Raw genomic sequence first — 14,304 nt, 5'->3', positions numbered from 1 at the left:
CCAGGACAAGGGTCAGATGCGGATGGAACGCCCACCTCACAGACACCAGCGACGGGGCGCCGACATCGCCATCGGTGTCGTCGGGCCACGCGACCTGGTCGAGCGGATCGTCCTCCTAGGCCGGGCGCCCGGGCAGCCTCCGGGTCCGTCGTGGCGGCTGGTCGGCGCGTCCTACCGCACCGAAACCGAGGCACCGGCCAAGGCGGCCAAGCTGCAGGACGACGTCGACGTGCTGTTGTTCACCGGGCCGTTGCCGTACGACATCGTCGCCGAGGCAGAGGTCCTCGACGTGCCGGCCACGTTCGTCCCCATGAGCGGTGCCGCGCTGTTCAGCACCATGCTGCGGGCCTCGATCGAAAGCGAGGTCGACCTCACCCGGATCAGCGTCGACTCGCTCAGCCGCAGTGACGTGCACGAGGCGTACGCCGAGATCGGGCTGCCGGTCCGCCGGGTCCGGGTGAAGTCGTACGAGAGCCCGTCCACCGCTGCGACGTTCGCCGCCTGGCACGAGGATCTCCACCAGCGTGGGCGGACGGTCGCCGCCTTCACCACGGTCAGGTCGGTCGCCCGGCGGCTGGAACGCGCGGGCGTTCCCGCGTTCCGGGTGCTGCCGGCGGTCTCGTCGTTCCGGGTGGCGCTGCGCACCGCGGCCCTGCTCGGCAGTGGTACCCGGCTCGAGGACGCGCAGATCGCGGTCGGCCTGGTGGTGCTGCCGCCGGCCCCGACCGGTGCGACGTCGCTCGGTTGGCAGCACGAGCTCCGGCTCGGCGTGCACCAGATCCTCGCGAGGGAGGCCCGGGCCAGCGGTGCGACCGTTCTGCCGCGGGACGAGCGCAGCTACTTCGTCGCCACCACGCTGGGCTCGCTCCAGCGGGCTACGGACGACTTCCGGGTCGCTCCGTTCGTCGCCGCCGTCCAGGACGCACTCGGCGTCCAGGTGGACGTCGGCCTCGGGCTCGGCGCGACCGCGGCCGAGGCGGAGGAACGCGCGGAGCAGGCGATCACGCGCGCTGCCCGCGACGGTGGCGACCGGTGCTGCGTGATCAAGCAGGACGGGACCGTGCTGGCCCTGCCGGCACGCGGCCACGACCAGCCGCGCACGGTGGCGCTTGCCCGGGCGAAGGAGCACGCGATCGTCCGGGAGCTCACCGAGGCGCTCCACGAGAGTGGTGGCGCGGGTGGGCCGGTCGTGGTGGACGCTGAGCAGGCGGCGGCGGTCCTGGGCTCCAGTGCGCGCACCGCCCGCCGGCTACTCGGCGACCTGGTACGCGAAGGATTCGCCTGGCCGATGCCGCCACCGCCGGCCGCGGGTCGGGGACGTCCGCGGCAGTTCTACCGGCTCATCACTCCCGAGTCCGACCGGCCCACCGGCTAGGTCCGCTCGTGGCTGCCCGGAAACGAGGAACACACCTGTGACCGACGCTCCTGTCGAGACGCGGGGTCCCGAGGAGGAGCCGGCTGCTGTCGAGAAGCCGGCTCCTGTCGAGAAGCCACCGCACGCCGACGCGACCCGGATCCGACACCTCGGCGTACCCGCTCTCCACGATGCACTCGACCCGCACCGACCCGAGCTCGCCGGACTCCGTCAGGCCCGGCAGGAGCGGGGTCGCGACGCCGCCACGGCGGCACTGCTGACCCACTTCTCCTCCGCGTGCCGGCCGCGACCCCTCCCGTCGATCCGTGCCCAGGTGGAGGTCCTGGGCGACGAGCAGCGTCAAGGCGTTCTTGCGGACGCGGAGGCGGCGCGGCGGGAGCAGCCGTCGTTCACCGACCGCGGGCTCGGGCGTTCCCGGCTCTACGGCTACCACTACCTCGGCTGGACCCGGCCGCTCCTGGAGAGCTACGCGCTCACGGGGGAGGGCCACTGGCTGACCTCGTGGGGCGAGCTCTTCGACTGCTGGTACGCCTCGCGCGAGGAGGTACGCGGCGACTGGCCCGGCCTCGACGTCGTCTGGTACACGCTCGGCGTCGCCAGCCGGACCCGCCTCTTCGCCGACGCGCTCGACCTGGCCGGCGACAAGCTCGCTGGCGACGGCCTGCCGGACGCGACGCGGCTCAGGCTGCTCGGGTCGGTGCTGGGAGGCGCACGCTGGTTGGCCGACGAGCACGACGCCTTCCGGTACGGCAACTGGCAGCTCGTCGGCGCCTGCACGCTGCTGACCCTCGCCGGGTTGTTCCCCGAGTTCGCCGAGGCTTCCGGCTGGGCGGCCATCGGCCGGGAACGGATCGAGGAGCACCTCGCCCTCGACGTCTACGCCGACGGCGGACACCACGAACGCGCACCCGACTACCACCGCCTCAGCCTGTCGTGCCTCTTCGACGCGGCCCTGCACGCCGAGGCCTATCTCGGCTGGGACCTCGTTCGCCATCCACGGCTGAAGCTGATGTACGACTGGGTGGTCGATCTGGCCACTCCCGAAGGCTGGCTCCCGCCGTTCCAGGACTCCGGCGCCATCGCGGCGGGACCGCTGCTCGTCCGCGGGCACTATCTGTTCGGCGAGCCGGCGTACAAGGCGGTCGCCAGCCAGGCCATGACAGCGGAGGAGATCCGCCAGGTCCTCGCTCCGCTGCCGCCTCGCGACGGGTGCGAGCCGTATGCCGCGTGGCAGGCCACCGAGGCGGCCCATCCCGACGAGTGCCTCCGTCAGTTCGGCGGCAGCGGGTACGTCGTGTCACGGGAGGGCCGGACACCGGGTTCGCTCTATGCCGTGCTGAACTGCGGCCCGGCGATCCCGCACGAGCTCGAGTCACACAGCCACCGTGCCTGCCTGGACTTCGTCCTGTGGGGCCACGGCGCGCCGCTGGCGTGGGAGGCCGGTGGGCCGCAGTCGTACGACGACCCGGCGTACCACTCGTGGTTCCAGGCCACCCACGCCCACAACACCGTGGTGCCAGACGGAGCCGAGCTGTCGGCGGACCGCAACGGCACCGTCGAGATCTCCGCGCAGGTGGGCGACGTCGACGTCGTCGTCGCCTCCCACGACGGGTGGGGACGACGGCACCGGCGCACCCTGGTGTTCGTACGACCGGGCCCGCAGGTCGAGGGGTACTGGTTCGTCCACGACGCCCTCTCCGGCGCGGGGTCGTGGCGGTGGCTGCTGCACGGGCTGAGCGCCTGGACGGAGCGTTCGGCCGGCACGTTCGTCTCGGCGAAGGGACCCGGCCTGGTCGCGGTCGTGCCGGCTATCGGGTCCGCGACGTATGAGACGTCGGAGGGTGTGACGTCCGTCCCGACCCCCGACGGCCCGCACTGGCAGGCCCTGCACGGGCTCGCCGTCCACCCGGCAGGGAGCGAGCTCGCCGCCGTCCTTTTTCCGTTCCGCGACCGCGTCCCCGCTGACGTGCACGTCGACACCTCCGCCGACGCCGCCCGGGTCCGGGTCGGCGACACCACCGACGAGCTACGCCCAGGTTCATGGGTCCGACACACCGGAGCCGAGCCGGTGGCGGCAGCGACGTGGGGCGGGGTGGCTGTGGGGACCGAACGGACTCTCCTCGCCGCGGCTCCACGCACCCGCACCCTCCACGTCCGGTGGACTGCCGACCGCGTCACCGCGGACGGCGACGCCACCCACCGGACTCCGGTCACCCTCGCCGTCCCCGAGGCATGGGACGGGGGCGCGGCGCGGGTGAACGGCATAGCGGTGCCCCATGTGCGCGATCGCGGCACCGTCACCGTCGACCTGCCACAGGCGGGCCGGTGGACGATCGAGATCAGCCGCCGGGCGTGAGCCCTATGGTGTTGAGCGTCGAGACTCAGAGCTGGGCGCTGCACACGGTCTCGGTGATGAGGCGCGTCACCACGTACGGATCCGCGTTCGCGTTGGGTCGGCGATCCTCGATGTAGCCCTTCTTGTCCTGGGCCACCTGCCAGGGGATACGGATCGACGCGCCACGGTCGGACACGCCATAGGAGAACTCGGTCCACATGGCGGTCTCGTGCATGCCGGTGAGGCGGTGCTCTATGCCCGCACCGTAGTTGCGGACATGCTCGTCCGCCTTGGCGCCAAGCGCCTCACACGCGGCGACGATCGGATCGTATCCCTCACGCATGGCCTTGGTGGAGAAGTTGGTGTGGCACCCGGCACCGTTCCAGTCGCCCTTCACCGGCTTGGGGTCGAGCGTCGCTGCGACGTCGTAGTCCTCCGCGATCCGGTACAACAGCCAGCGGGCCGTCCAGAGCTGGTCGGACACCGCCAGCGGAGAAAGCGGCCCGACCTGGAACTCCCACTGCCCTGGCATGACCTCCGCATTGATGCCGGAGATGAGTAGCCCGGCCTCGAGACACGCGTCGAGATGGGCCTCGACGATGTCGCGGCCGTGCACCTCGTCCGCTCCCACTCCGCAGTAGTAGATGCCCTGCGGCGCGGGATAGCCTCCTGCGGGGAACCCGAGCGGGCGGCCGTCCTTGAAGAAGGTGTACTCCTGCTCCAGACCGAACAACGGCTCGGCGGCCGCATACTTCCTGGCTACGTTCTCGAGGGCCGCGCGAGTGTTGGACGGGTGCGGGGTCAGGTCGATCCCAAGCACTTCGGCGAGAACGAGTACGTCGTTGCCGCCACGCACCGGGTCGGGGCACGAGAAGACTGGGCGGAGTACGCAGTCGGAGTTGTCGCCCGGTGCCTGGTTCGTACTCGACCCGTCGAAGCCCCAGAGGGGTGGCTCCGCTCCGTCGGCGAGCACCTTCGTCTTCGACCGCAGCCGCGCGGTGGGTTGAGTCCCGTCGATCCAGATGTACTCAGCCTTGTAGGTCACGCTGCTCCCGCCTTGTCAGGTCAGTAAGGTCGATGGTGGATGGTCAACTGAGCGTCTGCGACAGGCGACGCCGCACAGTCACATCAACCTAAGCCGGCGAGCGATACCCGGCGATTTCCGACGTGTGACAGCGTGGTTAACGCCGCGGGGTTGGCACGTGCACTGCGGGATCATGGCCATCCGGTTCCGGCGCGGTGACGACGCCGGCCGGACCGAGGGATCTTCGGAATCGTCTTACTGGGCAGGTTTTCGGGTCCGCGGTTGTCGGTGGTCACGTCAATGGTTGGATCATGGAAGCGGTCACCACCACCCGCGCCGACACCGGCACTGGCGCCCGCGCCGGTCTTGGCCTGTTGGCCGCGATCCGGGAGGTCGACCGGCGCGACCTGGGCAGAACCGCCGGCGCGACCAGCACGGGCACCTGGGTGTCCGGACTACTGAAGATCCGGCCCGCCCAGGCCAGCCGCCGAGTCAAACTCGCCAAGGATCTGGACAGCTCTCTGGTGTTGACCCAGACCCTGTTGAACGCCGGTGAGATCAACGTCGAGTAGGCCGACGTGATCGCCCAAACGGCGTCCTCGTCTGCAGATACCACCACCGACTCATCCACCAAGGCACCTGGCAGATCCGCCCCGCAGTCGACGGCCACCCCGCATTCATCCCACCCGACTGGATCGACCCCCACCGAAACCCCTAACGCAACAACAGACTCCGCATATAACGGCTGAGTGGATGGCGGTCCGAGATGCGTGCGGGGGTTGGCCGCCTGGTTCGCCGTCGACAAGCCTCGTCAAGGCCCGGGTGGAGTCCGACCGATGAGTTCGACCTCGTCGCGCGGTCAGTACGTACGTGTTCACACCTCGGGTCCTCCTCTGGGCCTGCGGTCGGCTCTTGAAGGAGACACCTGATGTCCACGACCGGCGCGTCCCGCCCAGCCGTCCTGGCCAGGGCAATGCTCACCGTGCTTGCTGCCATGGCTGCCGTGTTCGGGCCGGCCGGAGCGACCGCGGCAACGGCGGCAGCAAGCGCAACGACCGCGACGACAGCGGCCGCCGCCTCGGCCACCACGACGGCGGGTCTGCGCTGGATCGCCGGCTGGGGGACGGCCGTCCAACATCCGATGCCGGGGAACGAGTGGTTCGGTCCGAACTGGTCGATGGACGGGTTCGCCGACCAGTCGCTCCGCCAGGTCGTGCGGGTGAGCAAGGGCGGGACGGCGCTCCGCGTCCGGTTGTCCAATCGCTACGGCAGCGCTCCGCTGCGACTCACCGGTGCGACGATCGCCAGGTCCGGCGGCGGCGCCGCGGTCAGGCCAGGCACGGTGCGCCCGTTGACTTTCCGCGGTTCGTTCTCGCCGACCGTGCCCACCGGCGGTGAGCTGGCTTCCGACCCGACGCTCCTACAGACGAGAGCAATGGAGAAGCTGACCGTCACGCTGTACTTCGCCACCCCCACCGGCCCCGCGACGTTCCACGAGGGCGGCCTGACCACCACCTACCGCGCCACCGGTGACCACCTTCGCGACCACGGCGGGCAGCCATACGCTGGCGAGACCAGCCACTCGTGGTACTACCTGTCCGGCATGGACGTGGCCGGTGGACGCGACCGAGCCCACCGGTCCGGCGGGCACGGCGACTCGACCGGCACGGTGGTGGCGCTCGGCGACTCGATCACCGACGGTGCGATCTCCACGCCGGGCGCGGACAACCGATATCCGGACGAGCTGGCCGAGCGCCTGGCGGCAGCTGGCCGACCCGCGGGGGTCGTCAACGCCGGAATCAACGGCAACAAGCTGCGTACGGACTCGACGTGCCTCGGCGAGAGCGCGTTGAACCGGTTCGATCGCGACGTCCTCGGCCAGCCGAGGATCCGTACGGTGATCGTGCTGGAAGGGATCAACGACATCGGCTCCGCCGGCCAGCCGGACTTCGGCTGCGGGGAGTCCCCGGCGGTCACGGCCGAGCAGCTCATCGACGCCCACCTCGAGCTGATCAGGGCCGCGCACGAGCATGGCGTACGCATCATCGGCGCCACGCTCACGCCCATCAAGGGCAACGAGTTCGGCTACGACACCCCGCACAACGAGGAGATCCGGGACACGGTCAACCACTGGATCAGGACCAGCCGCGCCTACGACGCGGTCGTCGACTTCGATCGCGCGCTCGCCGACCCGGCCGACCCGGACTCGATACTCCCGGAGTACGACGCCGGAGACCACCTGCACCCGAACGACGCCGGCATGAAGGCGATGGCCGAGGCCATCGACCTGGACACGCTCTGGTGATCTCCGGCGATCGGTTCTCTGGCGACCGGTCCTCCGGCGGTCGATGACGAGGCTGGCCCGGAGCAGCCTGGGTGAGCTTTCCGGAGCCGGGAGCGGCGCGGCAAGGAAACCCCCTGTCGCAAACGTCGAGGCCCACGAGCCTGTCTCCGCGACCGGTCCCGGTCAGGTCCTATGACCTGCCGGAACAGGTCATGGCGAAGGGCTGGCGGAGCCTTGACATCACCAGACGCAGGGAAGAGCATCAATGCACAATTTTGTGAATCGTTTCATGGGTGGGCCTTTACCAGGTTCAACCTTGTCAGTGGCCCGACGGACCAGGAGGGCCTTCATGAGCGATATCTGAGTGTTCCCGCGGTGTTGTGACGTGTAGGGAGCCGGTAGGCACCTCCACCGAGACGCCACGCATGGGGACCCTTTGACTTGCCCTGCTTTTGCCCCACGGGGACGGACGAGAGTGTCACTGCCAGGAGGGGTTATGGAGATGCGGGATCTTTCGCGCAGGAGGTTTCTCGGCGTCGTCGCGGCCGGCGTTGTTGTCGGGGGCTGCTCCGGGCAGGACGGCACGGGTTCGAACGGCGGCGGTGGCGCAGGAGGCACCCCCAAGCCGGGTCAATACAAGGAATCGCCTGTTCTCGCGGCTCGGGTGAAGTCCGGTGACCTGCCGCCGCTTGCGGAGCGGCTGCCGAAGGAGCCGTTCGTCATCCAGCCGGGCACGCTGGTGGACGAGAAGTTCGTCAAGCTGGCGCAGGGCAAGTACGGCGGAACCCTGCAACTTCCTCAGGAACTGCCGAACTTCGACCCGCACATCTTCCTCGGCAACATCGAGCCCATGCTCTGGGCACCCAACGGGTTTGGCTATGCACAGGGCGAAACCATTGTGGGCAACGTCGTCGCCGGTTACGAGGCGAACAACGACAACACCGTGTTCACGTTCCACATGCGGGACGGGTTGAAGTGGTCCGACGGTGAGCCGGTGACGACCGAGGATGTGCGGTTCGCGTTCGAGGATGTCCTTTATAACAAGGAGATCACGCCGATCTTCCCGGACTACCTGATGGCGGCCCGCCGCACCGACAACGCGCCGGCGAAGTTGGAGGTGATCGACGACTTCACCTTCAGCCTGACCTTCGACGCGCCCTACGGCACGTTCCCAGCCCAGATCGCCATCGCCCAGTGGCGGAGCTACGGCGACATCATCAAGCCGAGGCACTACCTGGAGCAGTTCCACGAGAAGTACGCGGACAAGGCGAAGTTGCGGGAGATGCTGAAGGAGGAGTCGATTCCCGCCGACCAGTGGTTCAACCTGTTCATCGCCAAGCAGATGGGCGCCTGGCTCGACGTCTCGAACGAGCAGTACATGGGGCATCCGACGCTGACCGCCTGGGTGATGTCGAAGGCCAGCGACGGGGTGTTCGGCTTCGAACGTAATCCGTACTACTTCAAGCTCGACTCGGCGGGGAGTCAGCTGCCCTACATCGACGAGCTTCGTTCGCAGCTGGTGCAGGACAAGGAGACGCTGACCTCGCGGGCGCTGTTCGGCGAGTTCGACTACCTGGGTGAGCGGGCGTCGCTGCGGCAGATCTCGCTGATCGCGGAGAAGGCGGACAAGGGCGAGGTCAACATGCACGTCGCCCAGATGCACCGCCTGCCGATCAGCTTCGCGCTGAACCTGACCCACACCGACAAGGTGTGGCGCGAGGTCGTGCGCGACGTCAACTTCCGCCGGGCGCTGGATCTGGCCATCAACCGCGAGGAGATCATCGAGAACTTCTACCTCGGTGAGTTCGCCAGCGTGCCGAAGGAGACCAGCAACGGGACCTACGACGTGGCAGAGGCCAACCGGCTGCTGGACGAGATGGGTCTGTCCGAGAAGGACGGCGAGGGCTTCCGGCTCGGACCGGACGGCAAGCGGTTCCGGGTCCCGTTCGAGATCCAGGACCTGTCCGAGGACCACATCCCGATGGGTGAGCTGATCTCCGAGTACTGGAAGAAGGTCGGAGTCTTCACCACGGTCCGCAAGATCGACGCGACGGTGGCCGGCGAGCGGCAGGAAGCCAACCAGCTCAAGGCCACGGCGACCTGGGCGCACCACAACCTGTGGCCCAGTGCCGGTTGGGACGACTACCTTCCCGGAACCTACTGGGGTCCCCTCTGGACGCTGTGGAACAACACCAGGGGCGAGGATGGCGAGGAGCCCATTCCCGAGGTCAAGGAACTCTTCGAGTTGCACGGTCAGTTCATGGCGGCCGGAGTCGGCTCACCGGACGGCAAGGCGGCCCTCGACGGGATCCTCAAGAGCTACCGCGACAACGTCTGGACGTTCAACCCGGTCGAGAACTCCTACTACCCGACGTTCTGGACCACGCGCGTGAAGAACGTGCCCGAAGGCGTCAAGGAGCAGGAGTTCGGAATCGTCGTCAACATCAGCATGGAGAGCTGGTTCATCGACGAATGACCGCGCGCTGCCGGAGCTGCCAGCTATCTGTCTGATCACGCGAAAGGTGTGTGAGTAGTGGCGGGATACATCGCGCGGAGGGTCCTGCTCCTGATCCCGGTGCTCTTCGCCATCTCCCTGGTCAGTTTCGTGATCATCGAGCTCCCGCCGGGCGACTACGTCTCCACCCTGGTCGCGCAGATGAGGCAACGGGGCGTCGAGCTCACGCCATCGGAGCGGGACGCACTGATCCGGCAGTACGGGCTGGACCACAGTGTCGCCCACCGCTACGGGATCTGGCTTAAGGACATCGTCGTCGAAGGCGACTTCGGGCGTTCCTACCGCTGGAACAAGCCGGTGTCGGAGGTGCTGGCCGAACGGGTCCCGCTCACGGTCGCCATCTCGCTCTTCACGACGATCTTCGTCTTCGTGGTCGCGGTACCGATCGGCATCTATTCGGCCGTACGCAAGTACTCGGCCTTCGACTATCTCTTCACCTTCATCGGCTTCATCGGCCTCGCCACGCCCGGATTCCTGCTCGCGCTGGTAATGCTGTGGCTCTTCTACTCGTTGTTCGGCGCCAACATGAGCGGTCTGTTCTCGCAGAACTTCGTGGACGCACCATGGAGCGTGGGCAAGATTCTCGACCTGCTCAGCCGGATCTGGTTCCCGATGATCATCATCGGCATGAGCGGTACGGCGGGAATCATCCGGGTGATGCGCGGCAACCTGCTCGATGAGCTGCAGAAGCAGTACGTCATCACCGCCCGGGCGAAGGGCCTCGGCGAACGCCCCATCCTGTTCCGCTACCCGGTGCGGATCGCGATCAACCCGATCGTCTCCACCATCGGCTGGTTGCTCCCGGCGATCGTCGGCGGCGAGGTGCTCGTGTCGATCGTGCTCAACCTCCAGACCACCGGGCCGGTCCTGCTGGAAGCGGTGACCGGACAGGACCTCTATCTCGCGGCGAGCATCATCCTGATCCTTTCCACGCTGACAGTCATCGGGACGCTCATCGCCGACCTGTTACTGGCGTGGCTCGATCCGCGGATCCGATTCGAGAGGGCGGCGAGATGAGCGCTGGCACGGTCGAGGTCCCACCGGTCCCGGCGGGCGAAGAACGGCGGGATGAGGAGTATTACCAGGCGAGCCAGTGGCGTCTGGTGTGGTGGCGCTTCTCCAAACACAAGGTCGCCCGGTTTGCCCTTGGCGTGTTGGTGGCGATGTATGTCGTGGCCCTGTTCGCCGAGTTCTTCGCGCCGTACGGGCAGAGCGAGCGTTTCGAGGGCAACCAGGACGCCCCGCCGACGGACATCCACGTCGTGCACGAGGGGAGCTTCGTCGGGCCGTATGTCTATGGCCGCAAGCGTGAGCTGTCGATGAAGACGCTGCGCCACACCTACGTGGAGGACAAGTCGAAGGTCCATCCGATCAAGTTCTTCGCCAAGGGATCCTCGTACAAGCTGTGGGGCCTCATCGAGACGGACCGGCACGTGTTCACGACCGGCCCCGGCGCACCACCGGCGATGCTGTTCGGTGCGGACCGGTTGGGCCGGGACATCCTGTCGCGGGTCGTCTACGGATCCCGGATATCGCTCACGATCGGCCTGGTGGGTGTGGCGATCGGATTCGTCCTCGGCGTGACGCTCGGCGCGGTCTCCGGCTACTTCGGCGGCCTGGTCGACACGGTGATCCAGCGAATGGTGGAGTTCATCCTCGCGCTGCCCACCATCCCGTTGTGGATGGCGTTGTCGGCGGCGTTACCGAGAGACTGGTCGGTCGTACGCACGTACTTCTTCATCGTGATCATCTTGTCGTTCGTCGGATGGTCAGGCCTCGCCCGCGAGGTCCGAGGAAAGCTCCTCGCCCTGCGGGAGGAGGACTTCGTGACCTCGGCCCGGATCGCGGGTGCGAGTCGCAGCCGGATCATGCTGGTGCACCTGATTCCCTCCTTCACCAGCCACCTGATCGTGGTGATCACACTGTCGGTTCCGGCGATGATCCTGGGCGAGACCGCCCTGAGCTTCCTCGGCCTCGGCATGCAACCACCCGCGGTCAGTTGGGGAACATTGCTGCAGGACGCTCAGAACGTCGTGTCGGTCGCCCAGCATCCGTGGCAGCTGATCCCCGCCGTTCCCGTCATCGTCGTCGTGTTGATGTTCAACTTCCTAGGAGATGGGCTGCGCGATGCTGCCGACCCGTACTCGACCTGACCAGGAGGGCGGCCGTCACCGGGACGAAGGTCCCGCGAACGGACGGTCGCCGATCCTGGAGATCAGGAACCTCAAGACGCACTTCGTCCTCGACGAAGGGGTCGTGCGCGCGGTCGACGACGTCAGCCTGACGCTGGAGAAGGGCGCCACGCTCGGTGTGGTGGGGGAGTCCGGGTGCGGCAAGAGCGTCACAGCCCGGTCCGTCCTGCAGATCGTGGGTGCAGGTGGGAAGATCGTCGACGGCGAGATCCTGCTCCATCGCAACGGAAGCGTCGTCGACCTGGCGACGTTCGATCCCCGCGGGCGGGACATCCGGTCGGTGCGCGGCCGGGAGATCGCGATGATCTTCCAGGAGCCGATGGCGGCGTTCTCGCCGGTCTACACGATCGGCAAGCAGATCATCGAGGCGATCCGGGTCCACACCGAGGCGTCGAAGGTGGCGGCGCGGGACAGGACCATGGATCTGCTGGCCCGCGTGGGAATTCCCCAACCCAAGCGCACCGTCGACCAGTTTCCGTTCGAGTTGTCCGGTGGCATGCTGCAGCGCGCGATGATCGCCATGGCGCTCTCGTGCGAACCGGACATCCTGATCGCCGACGAGCCGACGACCGCCCTCGACGTCACCATCCAGGGCCAGATTCTGGCGCTCCTGAAGAGCATTCAGGAGGAGACCGGGATGTCCATCATGCTGATCAGCCACAACATGGGGGTGATCGCCGAAATGGCGGACAGCGTGGCCGTGATGTATCTCGGTCGGGTGATCGAGGAGGCACCGGCATGGGACCTCTTCGACGAGCCACGACATCCGTACACCCAGGCACTCCTCCAGTCGATCCCGATGGTGGAGGAGACGGTCCAGTCCAGACTGCGGTCGATCAAGGGGTCCGTGCCCAATCCGTACGCGATGCCGAAGGCGTGCAGGTTCCACCCCCGGTGCGACGCGTTCATGTCCGGCACGTGTGACGTCCGGGAGCCCGCCCTCATGCCGGTGGGCCCGGAACATCGTGCGGCCTGCTTCCTGGTGGGAGATGTCGAGCATGAGTGAGGGCGGCGCCAACATGGCAGGCACCAACACGGCAGGTACCAACACGGCAGGTACCAACACGGCAGGTACCAACACGGCAGGTACCAACACGGCAGGCACCAGCGTGGCAGGCGCCAACGTCCTGCTCGGCGTACGCGATCTGAAGAAGCATTTCCCTGTCAAGAAGGGCTTTCTGCGGCGGGTCGTCGGCCATGTCCGAGCGGTCGACGGGGTGAGCTTCGATCTGTACGAACAGGAGACCCTCGGCCTCGTCGGCGAGTCCGGGTGTGGCAAGACCACCGTCGCCAAGATGATCGTGCGCGCGATCGACCCGACGGACGGACAGATGCTCTTCGCCGGTGAGTCCGGGACCGTCGACGTCGCCGGCCTGCGCGGTGAGGAACTCCTGAAGGCCAGGCGCAGCATCCAGATGATCTTCCAGGATCCGTACGCTTCGCTCAATCCTCGGCACCGGATCCGCGACATCATCGGCGAGCCGCTTCTCGTCAACCGCATGGCCAGCGGGACTCAGCTGGAGGAGCGGGTCGCCGCACTCATGGAGCAGGTCGGGCTACGGCCGGAGTACGCCATCCGTTACCCGCATGCCTTTTCCGGCGGTCAACGGCAACGCATCGGCATCGCCCGGGCCCTGTCTCTCAGTCCGCGGCTGATCGTCTGTGACGAGCCGGTCTCCGCGCTGGACATGTCCATCCAGGCCCAGATCCTCAACCTGCTCAAGGATCTCCAGGATGCGTACGGGCTCACCTACCTGGTGATCTCCCACGACCTCGGCGTCGTCCAGCACATCAGCGACCGAGTGGCGGTCATGTATCTCGGCAAGCTCGTCGAGGTCGCACCCACCGAGCGACTCTTCAGCAGACCACGGCACCCCTACACCGAGGCCCTTCTCTCGGCATCGCCGAGGCCGCACCCTCGTTACCGCGGCCAGATGAAGATCATCGCGGGAGAGGTCCCTGACGCGTCACAACAGATCGAGGGCTGTCCCTTCCGTACCCGCTGTCCGTACGCGCAGGCCATCTGTGCCGAGCAGGAACCGGAGCTTGCGCCGACGGGCAGCGAACCCGACCAGTTGGCCGCGTGTCACTTCGCCTCCGAGCTGACCCTGACCGGCGCGGCGACGGCGGGGGAGCGGGCATGATCCTCACCAGCCTGGTGGTCTTCACCGTCATGTTCGCCGCGATCGTGTTCGCGGCGGCGAAGATCTTCCAGGCGGCGGTGTCGAGGCTGGTGCTCGAGCGGCACCACGACCTCGAAGAGATCATGGAAACCGACGACGTACCCAGCGGCTGGCGCGAGCCGTACGAACGGCGGCTCGCCGCGATCGGGGACGATGCGGGCGGGCAGGACGGGGCGGGCGCTGCCCTGCGGGCGAAGGCCTCCCGCGGATACCTCACCAGACTGGCACGCCTGCGACGCTATGTGGAGACGACGAGGCTCGTGGACGGCGACGAGACCCGACAGGTCCTGCTCGACCGGTTGACCGCTCTCCGGGATCGACTGCAGCAGTCCCCGCGGGTGTGACGCCGCGCTGCCACGTGGCCCTGGCCGGGCGGCTGATGGCGTCAGTGCCGGT

11 protein-coding genes are annotated in these 14,304 nt (G+C 67.6%); 10 read left to right on the top strand and 1 reads right to left on the bottom strand.

What is annotated here, in order from left to right; all coding sequences use genetic code 11:
* Nucleotides 1-22 precede the first annotated feature (22 nt).
* Entirely contained in the window at nt 23-1,375 is a 1,353-nt protein-coding gene (locus ABNF93_RS00950) for a hypothetical protein (protein WP_349325544.1), read from the top strand.
* Nucleotides 1,376-1,412: 37 nt separating this feature from the next.
* Complete coding sequence (locus ABNF93_RS00945) at nt 1,413-3,731, top strand: heparinase II/III domain-containing protein (protein ID WP_349325543.1); 2,319 nt, start codon at nt 1,413-1,415, stop codon at nt 3,729-3,731.
* A 25-nt stretch (nt 3,732-3,756) separates the two neighbouring features.
* Here the strand turns inward: ABNF93_RS00945 and glnII are convergent, their stop codons facing one another.
* Nucleotides 3,757-4,755 carry a glutamine synthetase gene (glnII, locus tag ABNF93_RS00940; RefSeq protein ID WP_349325542.1) on the bottom strand — a complete coding sequence of 333 codons (999 nt, stop codon included), beginning with the start codon at nt 4,753-4,755 and terminating at the stop codon, nt 3,757-3,759.
* Nucleotides 4,756-5,045: 290 nt separating this feature from the next.
* Here glnII and ABNF93_RS00935 point away from each other — a divergent pair, with 290 nt between their 5' ends.
* The 8 genes from ABNF93_RS00935 to ABNF93_RS00900 all read left to right on the top strand — a co-directional run bounded on the left by ABNF93_RS00935 (nt 5,046) and on the right by ABNF93_RS00900 (nt 14,252).
* Nucleotides 5,046-5,306: a DUF222 domain-containing protein gene (locus ABNF93_RS00935; protein ID WP_349325541.1), complete on the top strand. Its 261-nt coding sequence runs from the start codon at nt 5,046-5,048 to the stop codon at nt 5,304-5,306.
* Nucleotides 5,307-5,662: 356 nt separating this feature from the next.
* The gene (locus ABNF93_RS00930; protein WP_349325540.1) at nt 5,663-7,039 is read left to right on the top strand and encodes an SGNH/GDSL hydrolase family protein; all 1,377 of its coding nucleotides are present in this window, start codon (nt 5,663-5,665) and stop codon (nt 7,037-7,039) included.
* A 481-nt stretch (nt 7,040-7,520) separates the two neighbouring features.
* On the top strand, nt 7,521-9,494 hold the full coding sequence (locus tag ABNF93_RS00925; RefSeq protein ID WP_349325539.1) for an ABC transporter substrate-binding protein: 1,974 nt from the start codon (nt 7,521-7,523) through the stop codon (nt 9,492-9,494).
* A gap of 57 nt (nt 9,495-9,551) precedes the next feature.
* Nucleotides 9,552-10,550 carry an ABC transporter permease gene (locus tag ABNF93_RS00920; RefSeq protein ID WP_349325538.1) on the top strand — a complete coding sequence of 333 codons (999 nt, stop codon included), beginning with the start codon at nt 9,552-9,554 and terminating at the stop codon, nt 10,548-10,550.
* Nucleotides 10,547-11,686, top strand: coding sequence for an ABC transporter permease (locus ABNF93_RS00915; RefSeq protein WP_349325537.1), 1,140 nt, complete (start codon nt 10,547-10,549; stop codon nt 11,684-11,686). Before ABNF93_RS00920 ends, ABNF93_RS00915 begins: the two co-directional genes overlap by 4 nt.
* The gene (locus ABNF93_RS00910) at nt 11,661-12,731 is read left to right on the top strand and encodes an ABC transporter ATP-binding protein (protein ID WP_349325536.1); all 1,071 of its coding nucleotides are present in this window, start codon (nt 11,661-11,663) and stop codon (nt 12,729-12,731) included. The genes ABNF93_RS00915 and ABNF93_RS00910 overlap by 26 nt, the downstream gene beginning before the upstream one ends.
* A complete protein-coding gene (locus ABNF93_RS00905; protein ID WP_349325535.1) occupies nt 12,724-13,869 on the top strand; it encodes an ABC transporter ATP-binding protein in 1,146 nt (381 codons plus the stop codon). The genes ABNF93_RS00910 and ABNF93_RS00905 overlap by 8 nt, the downstream gene beginning before the upstream one ends.
* Nucleotides 13,866-14,252, top strand: a complete 387-nt coding sequence (locus ABNF93_RS00900) for a hypothetical protein (protein ID WP_349325534.1) — start codon at nt 13,866-13,868, stop codon at nt 14,250-14,252. The genes ABNF93_RS00905 and ABNF93_RS00900 overlap by 4 nt, the downstream gene beginning before the upstream one ends.
* Nucleotides 14,253-14,304: the final 52 nt, after the last annotated feature.

This window comes from Actinopolymorpha sp. B9G3, from assembly GCF_040120725.1.
GTDB lineage: Bacteria > Actinomycetota > Actinomycetes > Propionibacteriales > Actinopolymorphaceae > Thermasporomyces.
The sequence above is the reverse complement of the archived record's forward strand: the minus strand, read 5'-3'. Positions and strand labels throughout refer to the sequence as shown.

Excerpts from the sequence above, each read along its gene's own strand:
- ABNF93_RS00935 (WP_349325541.1), top strand. The coding sequence starts at position 5,046 with ATGGAAGCGGTCACCACCACCCGCGCCGACACCGGCACTGGCGCCCGC.
- ABNF93_RS00950 (WP_349325544.1), top strand. The coding sequence starts at position 23 with ATGGAACGCCCACCTCACAGACACCAGCGACGGGGCGCCGACATCGCC.
- ABNF93_RS00925 (WP_349325539.1), top strand. The coding sequence starts at position 7,521 with ATGCGGGATCTTTCGCGCAGGAGGTTTCTCGGCGTCGTCGCGGCCGGC.
- ABNF93_RS00900 (WP_349325534.1), top strand. The coding sequence starts at position 13,866 with ATGATCCTCACCAGCCTGGTGGTCTTCACCGTCATGTTCGCCGCGATC.
- ABNF93_RS00930 (WP_349325540.1), top strand. The coding sequence starts at position 5,663 with ATGTCCACGACCGGCGCGTCCCGCCCAGCCGTCCTGGCCAGGGCAATG.
- ABNF93_RS00915 (WP_349325537.1), top strand. The coding sequence starts at position 10,547 with ATGAGCGCTGGCACGGTCGAGGTCCCACCGGTCCCGGCGGGCGAAGAA.
- ABNF93_RS00910 (WP_349325536.1), top strand. The coding sequence starts at position 11,661 with ATGCTGCCGACCCGTACTCGACCTGACCAGGAGGGCGGCCGTCACCGG.
- ABNF93_RS00905 (WP_349325535.1), top strand. The coding sequence starts at position 12,724 with ATGAGTGAGGGCGGCGCCAACATGGCAGGCACCAACACGGCAGGTACC.